Source organism: Actinacidiphila oryziradicis (genome assembly GCF_005047355.1).
GTDB lineage: Bacteria > Actinomycetota > Actinomycetes > Streptomycetales > Streptomycetaceae > Actinacidiphila > Actinacidiphila oryziradicis.
This window is the reverse complement of record NZ_SUMC01000055.1, coordinates 1-16,179: the sequence shown is the minus strand read 5'-3', so window position 1 is coordinate 16,179 and position 16,179 is coordinate 1. Positions and strand designations below refer to the sequence as shown.

Genomic DNA, 16,179 nt, shown 5'->3' with positions numbered 1-16,179 from the left:
AGTTGCCGGTCTTCGCGCGGAGGTGTGCCCTGGGTATGGGGAGAGGGTGACGGAGAGGAGCGCTGTCATGCAGGCGCAGACCACGGTTCCGGCGCGGCACCACGGTAGGAGCGAGTGGAGGGTTCCCGTGTGGCTCGGCATGCTGTTCGGCCTGTGGGCGGCGGGGATCGACCGTACGCATGGGGCGTCGGAGGTCGGGGCGACGGTGCTGGGGCTGGTGGGGGCGGCGGTCGTGGCGGTGCTCTGCTATGTGCTGCACAGGGAGCAGCCAAGGCTGGAGCGGGAGGCACGGGCGGGGGCGTACGGGGTGCTGTTCGGGGCGGCGATGGGGTATCTGCTCAGCCTGAGCGGGTCGACACTGCTGAAGGCGTCGCTGTGGGGGTTGATGTTCGCCGGGATCATGGCTGCGGTGAGCTTCTACGTCTTTTACACCCGGGAGGTGTGAGGACTCAGTCCTCGACGCCCAGGTCCTCGCGCATGAGGTTGCGCAGCGCCGCCAGTCCGGGCTCTGCGGCCTTGAGGGCGAGGATGGCCGCCTCTGCGGTCTCGCCCTCGCGGGGGACGCCGCGGTCCAGGCGCTTGGCGAGCGCGTCGATGGCGGCCAGTACGGCGTTGACCTCGCGCGAGGCGGCGAGGATGCGCTGGGGGACGATCATCTGGGCCGTGGCGTACTGGTCGCGGTAGTCGCGGCGGCTGTCCTCGACGAGGGCGCGGTCTTCGGGGGTGTAGACGCCGTCGCGGATGCGGTGGAGGGCGTCTTTGAGGAGGGTGTGGAACTGCCGGGAGGCGCGGTTCATGGCGGTGTAGGCCTCGCGGCGCTCTTCGAAGTTCCGGCGCCGCTCGGCGGTTTCGGATTCGGCCGCGCGCTGGCGGGAGGTGATGCGCTGGGCCAGCAGCGGGGCGAAGAGGGTGCCGAGGACGCCTACGACGGCGGTGATCATGGCACTGACTGCGGCGGTCACGGCATCGACCTTATGGCCTGGGAAGGCATTCGGCGACGTAACAGTTCGGACGCCCAGCTGCGAACAACCGGTGTCCAGGATGTGCTCGGGACGGGGAAGTGCCCGCGAGGGCAAGCGGTTTGCCCTGTAGTCAATGTCGGCTGTTACTGGTGGGACGTAAGGTCCTTGTAGTTCGACGCCTGCGCTATATGCGCCGACGCCAGAGACGCAAGGAACCAGAAGGTCATTCCCTATGCCTAATTCGTCCACACCGCCCTCCTCTACTCCGCCCTCCTCCACGCCGGCCGCTCCGAATGCGCATCGCCGGAAGTCGAAGTTCTCCCGTCGCGGCATGATCGGCGCCGCTGGAGCGGTGGCGGCCGGGGCCGCCCTGACGCCAGTGGTCTTCGCGGCCACGGACTCCGCCGCCCAGGACAGTGGCAGCAGCACTTCGGGTACGACGACCGAGAGCTTCCCGGAGACCCGGTCGGCTGCCGCCACCGGCACGGATGCGGTGAGCGGCTCGTTCCCGATCGGCTATGTCGGCGTGCGGTGGAGCGGCGCGGAGGCGGGGGCGGCGATCCGCGTCCAGCAGGCGGACGGGACGGCCGGCGAGTGGCAGTCACTGAGCAGTGGCTGCGCGACGTTGGGCAGCGGTGGCACCGCGCTGGTGCCGGTCGGCAGCGTGAGCGGGTACGAGCTGAAGGCGCCCGGGACGGTGGAATCGCTGGCGATCGACACGAAGCACGGCCCGAAGCGCGAGGCGAAGGTGCCGGCGGACGCGACACGGGTGCGCGGAGTGGCGTATTTGTCGCGGGCGGCCTGGGGGGCGGACGAGTCGAAGCGGTTCAAGGCGGACGGTACGGAGAACTCGCCGACGAAGTACTACCCGGCGCAGACGATCACGGTCCATCACACGGATACGCAGAACGACGACCCGGACCCGGCGGCGACGGTGCGGGCGATCTACGAGTACCACGCGGTCACCCTTGACTGGGGCGACATCGGCTACCACTTCCTGATCGACGAGGCGGGCCGCGTATATGAGGGCCGTTACTCGGGCGACGACGGCATCCCGGCCCACGACAAGGACGGCAATGTGGTGACCGCCTTTCATGTGGGCGGCTACAACTCCGGCAACCTGGGCATCGCCCTGTTGGGCACCCTCGTCGACCAGGGGCCGACGCACGCGGCGCAGGCGTCGCTGACGGCGCTGATCCGGGTGCTGGACCGGTACCACGGTTTCGACCCGCAGGCGAAGGTGACGTACACGAATCCGGTCAACGCAGTGACGAAGGATGTCACGACCGTCAGCGGGCACCGCGACTGGCTGCAGACCGACTGCCCGGGCAGCACGATGTACGCGCTCCTGGACGCGGTACGGGCGGATGCCGCCACGAGCGGCAAGAGCTGAGCTCAGCTGAGAGCTGCGTTCCGGGGCCTGCCCGGCGGACCCCCTCCACCAGGGAGATCCGACGGACAGGCCCTGAGCCATACTTGGCCGCGTGCCTTCCCTTACGAATACTCAGGTTGCCGTGATCGGCGCCGGACCGGCGGGACTCGCGCTCGCCAATGTGCTGCGGCAGCGCGGCATCGGTTGCGTGCTTCTGGAGGCGAAAACCAGGGAGTTCATAGAGGGCCGGCCGCGCGCGGGCTTCATCGAGGAGTGGGCCGTACGTGCTCTGGAAGGACACGGACTGGCCGAGCGGCTGCTGCGGGAGGCGCAGCGGCACACGGCCTTCGAGTTCCGCTTCGAGGGTGCGCGGCACCTCATCGGCTACGGGGAGCTGACGGGGAATCACCACTACGTGTACCCGCAGACAGAGCTGGTGAAGGACATGCTCCTGGCGTACGTCGACAAGGGGGGCGGTGACGTCCGCTTCGGGGTGCGTGATGTGCGGCTGCACGGCCTGGAGTCGGCGCGGCCGTCTGTCACGTACACCGATCCGGTGACCGGCGAACGGCAGTTGATCGACTGCGACTTCGTGGCGGGGTGCGACGGCGCCCGGGGTGTGTCGCGCGCATATGTGACGGAAAACGGCGGGACCTTCGCCGGGCACGACTACGGGGTCGGGTGGCTGGCGCTGCTGGCGCAGGCGCCACCATCGGCGGAGACGGTGGTGTTCGGGATCCATGAGCGTGGTTTCGCCGCACATATGGCGCGGAGTGCGAAGGTGACCCGGTACTACCTGCAGTGCACGCCGGGCGATGACATCGAGGGCTGGACGGACACGAGGGTCTGGTGGGAGCTCCAGGCCAGGCTCGCGCTGCCCGGCGGGGAGTTGACCGAGGGGCCGCTGATCGAGAAGCGGATCCTGGGGATGCACAACTATGTCGTGGCACCGATGTCGTACGGCCGGCTGCACCTGGCGGGTGAGTCCGCGCATCTCATCGCGCCCATCGGGGCAAAGGGTATGAATCTTGCCCTTTATGACGCCTTCTTGCTCGCTGACGCCTATGCGTCGCATTACGTCCATGGTGACGCGTCCGCACTGAGTGGCTACTCGGAGACCTGCCTGCGCCGGGTCTGGCAGTACCAGGAGTTCTCCCAGTGGATGTCCGACGTGCTGCACGGCCCGTCAGCGGAGCCCTTCCTGGCGGGGCTCGCGAAGGCGCGGCTGCGCCGGCTGCTCACGTCCCGGACCGCGCGGACGGCTTTCGCGGAGCTGTATATCGGCAAGGACACCGGTTTCTGAGGCGGTTGGAGCGCTCGGCCGCCGTCACCGTCACCGTCGTCACCGTCGTCACTGCCGCCACCGCCGCCATTTCGGCCGTTCCGCCACTACCACGGTTACTGCTGTGACCTGACGCCGCCATGTCACAGAACTGTCATAGGACCGCTCCTCACGGAGGCCGCCACCATCACAACTGCGAGGATATGAGCCTCTAATCGTATCCACGTGACTGATGGAGCATTCCTTGAGACACGGGCTCACACGGATCCACCGATTCAGCGCGGCCGCTGTCGCCTCCAGCGCCGTACTCATAGCCACCGCGGCAGCGGCGCCCGCCCAGGCGGCCAGCGCCCCCGCGGTCACCGCCAAGGGCGCCATCGTGTTCGACAGCACGGCGCTTTCCGGCAAGGGCAAGACGCTGTACGGCAAGACCGCCGACACCAAGCGGCAGATGGCCAGCACCACCAAGCTGATGACCGCGGTCGTCGTCCTGGGCGAGAAGAACCTGAGCCTCACGAAGAAGGTCACGGTCAAGCAGGCCTACCGGGACTACGTCGCCAAGAACGGAGCCAGCAACGCTGACCTGAAGACGGGCGACAAACTCACCGTCGGGCAGCTGCTTTACGCGATGCTGCTGCCGTCCGGCTGCGACGCGGCCATGGCACTCGCCGACACCTACGGCACAGGCACCACGATCGCCGCCCGTACCAAGTCGTTCATCAAGCAGATGAACGCCAAGGCTGTCAGCCTGAAGATGACCAACACCACGTACGACTCGTTCGACGGCATCTCAACGAGCAGCAAAAACCTTTCGACTCCGCGCGACATGGCCAAGCTCGCCGTCAAGGGGATGTCGTACACGACACTGCGTACGGTCGTGAAGGCGAAGAGCTCGGTACAGAAGGCCACCGCCTCCAACGGCCACACGCGCACGTACACCTGGACCAACACCAATACGCTGCTCGGCTCCTACAGCGGCGCTGTCGGCATCAAGACCGGCACCGGGTCGGTTGCCGGGCCGTGCATGATCTTCGCGGCGACGCGCAGCGGCCGCACGATCATTGTGGTGCTGCTGCACAGCTCCAGCGTCAGCACGCGCTTCAAGGAGGCCGCCAAGCTGGCGGACTGGGCCTTCGGCACCAGCACCTCCAGCTCACTGAAGCTGCGGACACTGCCGAGCGGCATGCAGCAGGACTGAGAGGCCGCGCAAATAGGTGGGGCGGCGGCCGGCCGGGACGGACGAATTCCGTCCCGGCCGGCCGCCGCCGTGTGTGGTGCCTGTGCGGTGCCTGCTACTTGGTCAGGTAGGCGTTGTAGATCACCTGGGAGAGGGTGTTGCCCTTCTTGTCGGTGACCAGGGCCTTGAAGGAGACGCCCTTACCGGCCTTGGGGTTCGTCACCGTCACCTTGCCCTTCTTGACGGTGAGTTTGGTCCACTTCTTGCCGCCGTCGAAGGAGACGTACACCCTCAGCGACTTCAGGTTCTTGCCCGCCGCAGAGCCCTGGACGGAGACCGGAACGCTGAGCTTGGCCTTCGCCTTGGCGGTGCTGGAGGTCGACAGCGCCGGGGTGAAGCGGACGACGGAGGCCGGCAGCTGGGCGGTGCCCTTCTTGGACGAGAAGGTCCAGGCGGCGGTCACTCTGGTGGAGACCGCGGAGAGCTTGCTGCTTCGGGTGATCCAAGTGCTGAGCTTGTAGCTCGCGTTGCCGGACGGCACGGTGAAGGGCTCACCGGTCACGGGGTCGGTGTTGGAGCCGACCAGCTTGCCGTTGCGGTAGAGGCTGGTCTTCGCCGCGGTGTAGGCGGAGGCGCCGGTGCGGTTCTGGCCGTCGGCGAGCAGCGGCAGGTACCCGTAGATCTGGTTGCCATTGCGGAAGAGACCGAAAGGCTTGCTGAGCTTCGGGCCGAAGACGCCGACGTTGAAGACCCGGTCGTAGGTACGGCCCGCGACGTAGGTGGCGGAGGAGGTGGAGTAGTCGGCCTCGAAGTCGAAGGTGTCAGCGGCGGCCTGCTCGAAATCGAACGACCACTTGGTGCCGGAGCCGCCCAGATACACCTTGCCTGTGTACGGCAGCGTGCGCTGGAAGGCGATGGAGGAAGAGCCGCCGCTGCCGGTGTCCGGGGTGGCGAAGAGGTAGCCGAGCTTGTTCTTCGCCGGGGCACCCTCCTTCACATTGACCTTGGAGAGCTCCTTCGCCTGGGTGTGCTTGGTGTAGCCGGTGAGGAGCTTGGTGCTCTTGAAGCCGTACGCCAGGTCGTACTCGGTCCCGCTGCCGTGCGACCAGGTGCTCTGGACCGTCTCGGTCAGCTCACCGGCGGCCGTGGCGGGGCCGAGGTGCGCGGTGCGGAAGTTCTGGTACGAGTCCAGCCACCAGCCGACCCCGACACCGGAGTGGCCGGTGATGACGCTGAAGTCGATGGAGGCGAACTGCGAGGTGGCGGATTTGTCGGGGACGGTGAGATCGACCGGCTTGGCGGTACGGGCGTCGACCGTCACGGTGGTGTTCTTGGTGGCGTCCAGCCTGGGCTGGGCGATCCAGTCCGCGCCCTGCCAGGTCTGGCCGTCGCCGACGTAGACATTGCTGGCCAGGACGTAACGGCCCTTGGGGACGCGGATGGTGGCGGTGCCGCTCGCGTCGTACGGAGAGAAGTACAGGCCCGCGGCGGAGCCGGTCAGACCGTAGAGCTCGGTGTCGTAGACCTTGGTCGGCTGGCCGTCGCGCCCTATGTGCTTGACGGTGATGTCGTACGACTCGACCTCACGGTTGACGGCGGCGGCGGTGCGGACGGCCTGGCTGCCGTCCGTCGCGGTAGCCGTCACATATGCGCTGTACGAGCCGTCGACGCTGCCGCCGAGGGTTGAGTCGGCGGTGACGGTCGCCTCGGCGGTGCCGCCGGCCGGGACGGTGACCTGGGTCTGGTCCAGGGTGAAGAAGCCGGTCGGAGCGGCGTTGCCCTTGGGGTCGGTGGCCGCGAGGGAGAGATCGAGGGTGACGTCCGTCGTACCGAGGTTGCGGTAGGTGACCTTCTTGTCGATCTTCGGGTCGTCGTTGTGCGGCCACTGGGCGGTGCCGAAGCTCAGCGAGACCTGGTCGGCGACGACGGTCTGCTTGATCGCCGTGGTGAGGTCGACACGCCCGGATCCCTGCTGGAACGCGTTATATGCGAAGCCCTTGGCGGAGCCGACCAGCGCTTCCTTGATCTGCTGGCCGGTCCAGTCCGGGTGCTCCTCGGCGAGGATCGCCGCGGCGCCCGAGACATGCGGGGTCGCCATGGAGGTGCCGGAGATGGTGAGGTAACCCGGCGCGGGGTGCGGAACGCTCGGGTCGGTGTCAATGACGCTGCCCGGGGCCGCGGCGGCGGTGATGTCGACGCCGGGGGCGGTCAGATCGGGCTTGATGGCGCCGTCGCCGACACGGGGGCCCCGGGAGGAGAAGTCCGCGAGTACGTTGCTCTTGTCGACGGCGCCGACGGTCAGCGCCGCGTCCGCGCTGCCGGGCGAGCCGACACTGCCCGCTTCCGGACCCGAGTTGCCGGCCGCGATGACGAAGAGCGTGCCGGTGCTGGCGGACAGCGTGTTGACGGCCGCCTCGATCGGGTCGACACCCGGGGTGTCGGTGCCGCCGAGGCTGAGGTTGGCGACCTTGGCACCCGACGCGGCGGCCCACTCCAGGCCCGCGATGATGCCGGCGTCGTCGCCGTAGCCGTCGTCGTCCAGGACCTTGCCGCTGATGATCTGCGCGCCCGGTGCGACGCCCTTGTACTTGCCGCCCGACTTCGCACCCGTACCGGCGGCGATCGAGGCGACATGGGTGCCGTGGCCGAAGTGGTCCACGACAGTGGCGGCCGTCGAGAAGTTCTTCTCGTCGACGACCTGCGTGGCGAGGTCCGGGTGGGTCTTGTCGACGCCCGTGTCCAGGACGGCGATCTTCACGCCCTTGCCGTCGTATCCGGCGGCCCAGGCGGTCGGGGCGCCGATCTGCGGCACGCTCTTGTCGAGGGCCGCCTTCTGGACCGCGTCCAGCCACACCGTCTTCAGGCCCGACTCGGCCGTCGCGAAGGGGCTGCCGCTGGGCTGGTTGGTCAGCGCCGCCCACACATCGGCGGCGTCCTGCTTCTTGGTGGTGACGGCCTCGCCGCCGAGGTGCTTGAAGGTGTGCGTCACCACGGTGCCGTCAGCGGCGTGCAGCTCCGCCTTGGCGGCAGGCGAGGCGCCCTTATAGGTGACGATGAAGCCGAGACCGTTGCGCTGCGCCTTGCGGTACTCTGCGCGGCTCAGCGTGGTGATGTCGAAGAGCCTGCGGTCGACCTGGCCCTTGCGGATGAGCTGTGCGGCGTCCTGCGGTATCAGATATGTGTGCCCGGCCAGACGTTCCACCTGGATGGGTATGTGCTCGCGGCCCTTGGCGTGCCGAAGGCCGACCGGCTTGCCCTTGGCGTCGACCGCGACCTGGTCACCCGTGATGAGGGTGATCCAGGTCTTTCCCTGACCGGTCAGCGTTGTCCCCGCGGTCGTTCCGGCGGCGGTCGCTGCGCCGGTGATGTGCCCCGGAACGGCTCCGGCCGGCGCGGTCGATCCGGCGGTGAGTGCGGCCGCGATCCCCGTGGCGAGCACTAACGTGCCCGTTTTTCTCCATCGAGCGTGCAACTTTTCCCCCCTGTGTTGGTGTCTGGACAAACAGGGGCCCGGTCTTCGATCCCCCTGCATTGCATACTGAGTATGCACTAATGACATGAGCACATCAAGAGAAAAGCTGTGAAAACCCAATGAAACGGCCCGCCGGGACGGATGATCCGTCCCGACGGGCCGTACTCGTGGGTCTACCGGGCTACTTCGTCCGGTAAGCGTTGATGATCGACTCGCTGAGCGTGTTACCGCTCCTGTCGGTGACCAGGGCCTTGAGCGAAACGCTCCTGCCTGCCTTGGGGTTCGTCACCGTCACCTTGCCTTTCGTGACGGTGAGCTTGGTCCACTTCTTGCCGCCGTCGAAGGAGACGTACACCCTCAGCGACTTCAGCTTCTTGCCCGCAGCGGCGCCCTCGACGGTGACCGGGACACTGAGCTTGGCCTTCGCCTTGGCGGTGCTGGAGGTCGACAGCGCCGGCTTGAAGCGGACCACCGAGACGGGCAGATTCGTCTCACTGGACGTCTTCGCGGAGGAGAAGGTCCAGGTAGTGACGATCTTGGTCGAGACGGTCGCCTGCTTGGCGCGGCTGATCGTGGTGGTCACCTTGTAGTTGGCCTTGCCGGCCGGCACGGTGACCGGCACGTTGTAGACCGGGTCCACGCCGGATACGAGCTTGACGCCGTTGCGGTACACCGTGACGTTGGCCGAGTCGATCACAGCGTCGCCGTCGTGCCCCTGACCGTCGGAGAGGAACGGGAGGTAGCCGTAGATGTCGTTGCCGTCACGCCAGACGCCGTAGTACGAGCCCAGCTTCGGGCCGAAGACACCGACGTTGAAAGTGCGGCTGTAGCTCTTGCCCGCCACGTACGTCTTGTCCTCGGCGAAGTAGACCGCCGTCGTAGTGCTCAGGTCCTTCGAGCCCTGCACGAAGTACTGGAGCCACGAGGCGGTTTTCGCGGAGACGTAGACCGTGGCCGTGAACGGCAGCTTGTGGATGGTGATGGCGCCACCGTTCCCCGTGCCGGTGAGCACAGCGCCGTAGGAGTTCGCCTTGGTGGATCCGGCCTTCGCCGTGATCTTGGCGAAGTCGGACGCGGGGTAGGTGTGGCTGTAGCCGGTGTAGAAGGAGCCGGTCCGGCTGTTGGAGACGTCGTACTCCTTGGTGCCGTGCGCCGTCCCGGCGACCAGCCAGGCCTGGAACTGCGAGGCGCTCAGCGCCGCGCCGCTGTTCGCGGTGCGGAGGGTGTCGAAGCTGGCGACATCCAGACCGATGCCGATGCCCCCGTCACCGTTGATGACCTGCCACGTGACCGAGCCACCGACCGACTTGGCGGCGGTGTCCGGCACCTTGACCTTGACGGCCTTGGCGGTGCGGGCGTCGAAGGTCAGCGTGGTGTCGGCCGTGACCTTGACGAGCGGGCGGACGATCAGATCGGTCCCGGTCACCTTGGTGCCGCTGACCTGGTCGATGAGGGTGGCCAGGGAGTACGAGCCCTTGGGGACCCGCACGACGACCGTGCCGTCCGCCTCGAAGACCTCCTGCTCGAACGTGCCGTCGAGGCCCTCGACGATCGTGTCGTACGCCGACGACGCCGAGCCGTTCCGCGCGATGTGCTTCAGCGTCAGGTTGTAGGCCTCCGCCTCGCGGTTCACACCCGCCGCCGTACGGATGGTCTGGCTGCCGTCGGTCGCGGTGGCCACGATGACGCCGCTGTAACCGCCGTAGACGGTCCCGCCGAGGGTGGTGTCGGCGGTCAGGGTCGCCTCGGCGGTGCCGCCGGCCGGGACGGTGACCTGGGTCTGGTCGAGGGTGAAGAAGCCGGCCGGGGCGGCCTCACCGTTCGGGCCGGTGCCCGCGAAAGAGAGGTCGAGGGTGACGTCCGCCTTACCGAGGTTACGGTAGGTGACGACCCGAGGGATCTTCGGGTCGTCGGCGTGCGGCCACAGGGCGGTGCCGAAGCTCAGCGAGGCCTTCTCTGCGACCACGGACTGCGTGATCGCCTTGGCCACATCGACCCGGCCGGAACCCTGCTCGAAGGCGGTGTACCCGCCCGTGACAGTGGAGCCGACCAGGGCTTCCTTGAGCTGCTGGCCGGTCCAGTCCGGGTGCTCCTCGGCGAGGATCGCCGCGGCGCCCGACACGTGCGGAGTGGCCATGGAGGTGCCGGAGATGGTGAGGTAACCCGGCGCGGGGTGCGGAACGGTCGGGTCGGAGTCGATGACGCTGCCCGCGGCCGCGGCGGCGGTGATGTCGACGCCGGGGGCGGTCAGATCGGGCTTGACCGAGCCGTCGGTGACCGTCGGGCCACGCGAGGAGAAGTCCGCGAGCACGTCACTCTTGTCGACGGCGCCGACCGTCAGCGCGGCTTCCGCGCTGCCCGGCGAGCCGATGGTGCCCGGGCCCGAGCCCTCATTGCCGGCCGCGATGACGAAGAGCGTGCCGGTGCTGGCGGAGAGCGTGTTGACGGCCTCCTCGAGGGGGTCGATACCCGGGGTGTCGGTGCCGCCCAGGCTCAGGTTGGCGATCTTGGCGCCGGAGGCCGCGGCCCACTCCATGCCCGCGATGATGCCGGCGTCGTCACCGTAGCCGGCGTCGTCGAGCACCTTGCCGTTGAGGAGCGTCGCCTTCGGCGCGACACCCGTGTACTTGCCGCCCGACTTCGCGCCCGTGCCGGCCACGATGGAGGCGACATGGGTGCCGTGGCCGAACTTGTCGGCGGTGGTCTTGGCGTCGGAGAAGTTCTTCGCGGCGGCGACCTTGCCCCCGCTCAGATCCGGGTGGGACGTGTCGATGCCCGTGTCCAGGATCGCGACCTTGACGCCCTTGCCGTCCCAGCCGGCCGCCCACGCGGTCGGCGCGCCGATCTGCGGCACGCTCTTGTCGAGGGCCGCCTTCTGAATGGCGTTCAGCCACACCGTCTTCAGGCCCGACTCGGCCGTCGCGGCGACGGCGCCGCTCTTCGGCTCGTTCGTCAGCGCGCTCCACACATCGGTGGCGTCCTGCACCGGGGCGGTGACCGCCTCCGCGTTGAGCTTCTTGAAGGTGCGCGTCACCTCGGTGCCGTACGCCGCGTGCAGCTCAGCCTTCGCGGCGGGCGCGGTGCCCTTGTACGACACGATCAGCCCGAGGCCGTTGGCCTTCTCCGCCTTGCGGTACTCGGCGCGGCTCAGCGTCGTGATGTCGAAGAGCCTGCGGTCCACCTTCCCGGTGGCGATCAGCCGCAGCGCGTCCTCGGGGATCACATATGTGTGCCCGTTCGCCTTACGGGTGAACACGGCCACGTCCTCGCGGCCCTTCGCCCGCTGGATGCCGACCACCTTGCCCTTGCCGTCCACGGCGACCTTGTCACCCGTGATCAGCGTGATCCAGCTGACGCTGGACCTGGCCGCCCCCTGCTGCGCCTGCGTCCGTGCGACCCCCGTGCCCGCGACCGCCGGAGCGGTGCTCCCCGCGACGAGGGCCGCGGCAACCGCGGTGCCCACGGCAACCGCGGGTATTCTCTTCGCACTTCTCAGGTATGGATGCAACTGTCCCCCTGCTCTTTGTCGTCCCCAGACAAGAGCCCCGTCAGGTGCGCGCTGTGTTGTGTCCCCCGCGTGCGAATCCCCCCGAAGCCCCCTTGGGTAGGCAGTATGAGGTCATTTTCGAACCCGTTCAATAGCTGCGCCATGAACCGCACATAACAATTGGGCCAGTTGAAGCGCTTCGACAGTCCTCTGGACACCCGCCCCCGCCCGGTCTACGGTCTGGTGTCGAAGCGCTTCACTCGCGCCGGGACCCCCGGCTGGACGGAGTTTCTGGATGGTCACGCTCGCCGAGGTCGCCCGGCACGCCGGAGTCTCCGCCAGCACCGTGTCGTACGTCCTCAGCGGCAAACGGTCGATCTCCGAAACCACCCGCCGACGGGTCGAGCAGAGCATCCAGGAGCTCGGCTACCACCCGCACGCCGGCGCACGCGCACTGGCCAGCAGCCGCTCGAACATCATCGCGCTCATGGTGCCACTCCGCACCGACATGTACGTACCGGTGATGATGGAAATCGCGATCGCTGTCGCCACCACCGCCCGGCAGTACGGGTACGACGTGCTGCTGCTCACCGGCGAAGAGGGCCCGACCGCCGTACGACGCGTCGCCGCCAGCGGGCTCACCGATGCCATGATCGTCATGGATGTGGAGCTGGAGGACGAGCGCATCCCCCTCCTCCAGGCCTCCGAACGGCCGTCCGTCCTCATCGGCCTGCCCGCCGACACCACCGGACTGACCTGCGTCGACCTCGACTTCGAAGCCACCGGCGCGATCTGCGTGGACCACCTCGCCGACCTCGGCCACCAGGCCGTGGCCGTCCTCGGCGAGGCCCCCGCCGTCTACCAGCGCCACACCGGCTTCGCCGAGCGAACGCTTCAGGGACTGCGCACCCAGGCCGCCAAGCGCGGCCTCCGGCTCATCCACCGCCCCTGCGAGGGCAGTTACGAGTCCACGGCGGGCACCCTGTCGCGGATATTCGAGGAACGGCCCGACACCACGGCCCTCGTCGTCCAGAACGAATCCGCCATAGGGCCCCTGCTCGCCCTCCTGCGCCAGCAGGGCCGGGCCGTGCCCGAGGACGTCTCGGTCGTCGCCATCTGCCCCGAGCTGGTCGCCACCCAGTCCGCGCCCCAGCTCACCTCCGTCGCCATCCCGGCCCACCAGATGGGGCGCAGCGCCGTCGAACTCGTCATCGCCAAGCTGGCCGGCCGGCTGGAGCGGGAGGTCAGGCTGCTGGAGCCCGAACTCACCGTAAGGGCCAGCAGCGGCCCGCCCCCTGTGGTGTAGTGATCCGTCGCCGCGCGGCGGCCGACGGACGAAGGGGATCCAGGACATGGCCGAGCTCTACCCGCCGATCGAGCCGTACGAGCACGGGATGCTCGACACCGGCGACGGCAATCTCGTCTGCTGGGAGGCCTGCGGCAACCCGGACGGCAAGCCCGCCCTCGTCGTCCACGGCGGCCCGGGCTCAGGATGCTCGGCCCGTGTCCGCCGGACCTTCGACCCGGACCGCTACCGGATCGTCCTGTTCGACCAGCGCGGATGCGGCCGGAGTACCCCGCACGCGAGCGATCCCACGACGGACATGACCCTCTCTGGCCCCCGACGCGTCCGACGTGCTGCTGAGTCTGAACCAGTCGGTCATGCAGATCGCCATCGCCGCCGGGGCGGGAGGGGGTGGCCTCGTGGTAGCGCGGAGCCTGCCACTGCTGCCGCTGATCGGTGCCACGGGCGTCGCCGCTTCCCTCGTCCTCCTGCTTGTCACGCATCAACGTGGTCGAACAGCACCCAACTCACCGATACGGCCTGCTGAGTGTCCGCAGCCATGACGTGGTGACACCCGCACTGGGCCGACCCGGTGTGGTCGTCACGACCACACCGGGGCCGTTCGCTGCGTCATAAGCGGCGTCATAAGCGGCGTCATAAGCGGCGTCAAAGCCGGCCAGTTCGAGGTCTGGACCCCGGGAGTGCGCGGTATTACGCCGCGGCGCGGTCGGTGACGGTGACGCGGCCCTGCTTGATGGTGGCGACGCGCGGCGCGCGGTTGGCGATCACGGAGTCGTGGGTGACGATGATGAACGTCAGGCCGTGCTCCTTCCAGAGCTGGTCGAGCAGGGCCATGATGTCGTCGCGGGTGCCCTCGTCGAGGTTGCCGGTGGGCTCGTCGGCGAGGAGCACCTTCGGCTTCTTGACCAGGGCGCGGGCGATGGCGACGCGCTGCTGCTGACCGCCGGAGAGCTCGCTGGGGAGGTGGTTCGCCCTGTCGCCCAGGCCTACGGAGGCGAGGGCCTCGGCGGCCTGCTGGCGGCGGTCGGCGACCTTGGTGCCGAGGGGGACGAGAGCGGTCTCGACGTTCTCCTGGGCGGTGAGGGTGGGGATGAGGTTGAAGCTCTGGAAGATGATGCCGATGTTCTGGCTGCGCACCTTGGTGAGCTTGGCCTCGCTGAGCCGTGCCAGGTCGACGCCGTCCAGTTCGACGGAGCCGGAGGTGGGCCGGTCGAGGCCGCCGAGCATCTGCAGCAGGGTGGACTTGCCGCCGCCGGTGGGGCCCTTGATGACGAGCTGGTCGCCGTCCTCGATGACGAGGTCGATGCCGCGCAGCGCCTCCACGGTTTCCTTGCCTCTGGCGTAGTTCTTGGTGACGCCGTTCAATGTGTACATGGGTCAGCTCCTGTGGGCCTGGGACGGGGACTATTCGACGCGGCGCAGGGCGTCGGCCGGGCGGAGCCGGGAGGCACGCCAGCCGCCGAAGGTGCCGGCGATCAGACCGCCGGCGATGGCGAGGACCACTGCGAGAACGATGGTGCTGACGCTCACCGGCGCGGAGAGCGCGATGTCGATCGCCTTGGCGGCCGACTGCCGGCCGCCGAAGCCGCCACCGGGGCCGCCGAAGCCGCCACCGCCGGTGCTGCCGAGGGAGGCGGTGAGGGTGGGACTGATGGCGGTGACGACATAAGCGCCACCGAGGCCGACGGCGATGCCGAGGACTCCGCCGATGAGACCGTTGACCAGGGCCTCGCCCATGACCTGGCGGGTGACCCGGCCACTGGACCAGCCGAGCGCCTTCAGGGTGCCGAATTCGCGCACGCGGCGGCTGACGGCGGAGGAGGTGAGGAGTCCGGCGACGAGGAAGGCCGCGAGGAGGACGGCGATGGACAGCCACTTGCCGACACTCGTGGCGAGGTTGGAGGCCGTGGAGAGCGAGCCGGAAACCGTTGACGCCAGGTCGGCGGAGGTGGTGACCGTCGTGCCGGAGATGTTCTTCTGGATCGTCGTCTTGACGGCCGAGATCTGCTTGGAGTCCGCGGCCTGAACGTAGATCGTGGTGACCTTGTTCTTGGAGGCCGAGAGGGTCTGGGCCTGCGTCAGCGGGATGTAGGCGTTCGCCGCGGAGTCGCCGCTGTCGGCGGTCGCGATGCCGATGACCGTGAACTTCGTACCGCTGATGGTGAGGGTCTTGCCGACCGTCAGCTTCTTCGTCTTGGCGTAGGCGCTGTCGAGGACCACGACCTTGGCGTTCGTCTGCGCGCTGGTGAAGGTCTTGCCGCTGGTGATCTTCGACGAGGTCAGCGGGCCGAGGCCGAGCTTGCTGACGTCGACGCCGTAGACGGTGAACTGATTGAGGCTGAAGTTCGCGCCGCCGCCCTGCACCTCGCCCTGGGGCTGGCCGGCGGAGCCGCCGCCCTGGCCGCCGCCGGAACCGCCCGGCTTGCCGCTGCTGCCACTGTTCTGGTTCGGCTTGAACGTACCCCGGTTGAACTGACCGCTGATCTTCACCACCGACAGGCTCAGGCCGCCGACCGCGTCCTTGACGCCGCTCTGGGACGCGACCTTGGTGACGGTGGACGACGCCAGCGTCTGGAAGCCCTGGACCTGGACACGGTCACTGCTCTGGGTCTTGCTGTCGCCCCGGGCGCCGAAATTGAAGCGCGGCTGGCCGTTGCTGCTGCCGGACGGCGGAGCCGCCGCCTTGGATACGGTCATGTCCGTACCGAGACCGTAGAGCGACTGGAGCACCTTGTCCTGCGCCTGCGTCATACCGGCCGAGACCGAATTGACGGTGATGACCAGCGCGATGCCGAGGGCCAGGCCCGCGGAAATGACGAGCGCGGCCTTTCTGCGTCGGCGGAGTTCGCGCCTGAGATACGTGAAGAACATCGATTCCTCGCCGTTGCCAACCCCGTTGCGGGGCCTGGAGATCAGGAAATGGGCATGGGAGGGAGGAGCCGTTGCAGGCTCCTCCCTCCCGCTGCGGCGAAACGTAGGAATCAGCTGTGATGATCGTGTGAGTGCGTTGTGGCAAAGGGAGTCCCTGTTCGATGAGCAGGGGCTTCTTCGTGTGCGGGGCATGATCGCGGAGAGGTAGGGGCAGGCAGCGGACGGCTTGTTGTTGACCGAGGAGGTTGAG

10 protein-coding genes and 1 pseudogene are annotated in these 16,179 nt (G+C 68.2%); 6 read left to right on the top strand and 5 right to left on the bottom strand.

The window, feature by feature from the left end; genetic code table 11:
• The first annotated feature begins 67 nt into the window (after positions 1–67).
• Complete coding sequence (locus tag FCI23_RS36630) at positions 68–445, top strand: hypothetical protein (protein ID WP_136728496.1); 378 nt, start codon at positions 68–70, stop codon at positions 443–445.
• 4 nt (positions 446–449) lie between these two features.
• Here FCI23_RS36630 and FCI23_RS36625 read toward each other — a convergent pair whose 3' ends face one another.
• Complete coding sequence (locus FCI23_RS36625; RefSeq protein ID WP_136728495.1) at positions 450–962, bottom strand: hypothetical protein; 513 nt, start codon at positions 960–962, stop codon at positions 450–452.
• Positions 963–1,293: 331 nt separating this feature from the next.
• Between FCI23_RS36625 and FCI23_RS36620 the strand changes: the two genes are divergently transcribed.
• From FCI23_RS36620 to FCI23_RS36610, 3 genes are all read left to right on the top strand, one after another.
• A complete protein-coding gene (locus tag FCI23_RS36620) occupies positions 1,294–2,355 on the top strand; it encodes a peptidoglycan recognition protein family protein (protein WP_136728494.1) in 1,062 nt (353 codons plus the stop codon).
• Between the two features lie 91 nt (positions 2,356–2,446).
• Positions 2,447–3,637, top strand: coding sequence for a 4-hydroxybenzoate 3-monooxygenase (locus FCI23_RS36615; protein WP_136728493.1), 1,191 nt, complete (start codon positions 2,447–2,449; stop codon positions 3,635–3,637).
• Positions 3,638–3,860: 223 nt separating this feature from the next.
• Positions 3,861–4,814, top strand: coding sequence for a D-alanyl-D-alanine carboxypeptidase family protein (locus tag FCI23_RS36610; protein WP_246144426.1), 954 nt, complete (start codon positions 3,861–3,863; stop codon positions 4,812–4,814).
• 94 nt (positions 4,815–4,908) lie between these two features.
• Here FCI23_RS36610 and FCI23_RS36605 read toward each other — a convergent pair whose 3' ends face one another.
• Both FCI23_RS36605 and FCI23_RS36600 read right to left on the bottom strand, forming a co-directional pair.
• Positions 4,909–8,325 carry a S8 family peptidase gene (locus FCI23_RS36605; RefSeq protein WP_136728491.1) on the bottom strand — a complete coding sequence of 1,139 codons (3,417 nt, stop codon included), beginning with the start codon at positions 8,323–8,325 and terminating at the stop codon, positions 4,909–4,911.
• Positions 8,326–8,446: 121 nt separating this feature from the next.
• Positions 8,447–11,728, bottom strand: a complete 3,282-nt coding sequence (locus tag FCI23_RS36600; RefSeq protein ID WP_246144423.1) for a S8 family peptidase — start codon at positions 11,726–11,728, stop codon at positions 8,447–8,449.
• Positions 11,729–12,047: 319 nt separating this feature from the next.
• Between FCI23_RS36600 and FCI23_RS36595 the strand changes: the two genes are divergently transcribed.
• Together FCI23_RS36595 and FCI23_RS36590 are read left to right on the top strand one after the other, a co-directional pair.
• Entirely contained in the window at positions 12,048–13,058 is a 1,011-nt protein-coding gene (locus FCI23_RS36595) for a LacI family DNA-binding transcriptional regulator (RefSeq protein WP_136728490.1), read from the top strand.
• 46 nt (positions 13,059–13,104) lie between these two features.
• A pseudogene (locus FCI23_RS36590) lies at positions 13,105–13,359 on the top strand (alpha/beta fold hydrolase); the annotation flags it as partial.
• Between the two features lie 389 nt (positions 13,360–13,748).
• On the opposite strand, the gene FCI23_RS36585 reads toward FCI23_RS36590, so the two are convergent.
• Positions 13,749–14,432: an ABC transporter ATP-binding protein gene (locus FCI23_RS36585; protein ID WP_136728489.1), complete on the bottom strand. Its 684-nt coding sequence runs from the start codon at positions 14,430–14,432 to the stop codon at positions 13,749–13,751.
• 30 nt (positions 14,433–14,462) lie between these two features.
• Positions 14,463–15,929: an ABC transporter permease gene (locus FCI23_RS36580; protein ID WP_136728488.1), complete on the bottom strand. Its 1,467-nt coding sequence runs from the start codon at positions 15,927–15,929 to the stop codon at positions 14,463–14,465.
• Positions 15,930–16,179: the final 250 nt, after the last annotated feature.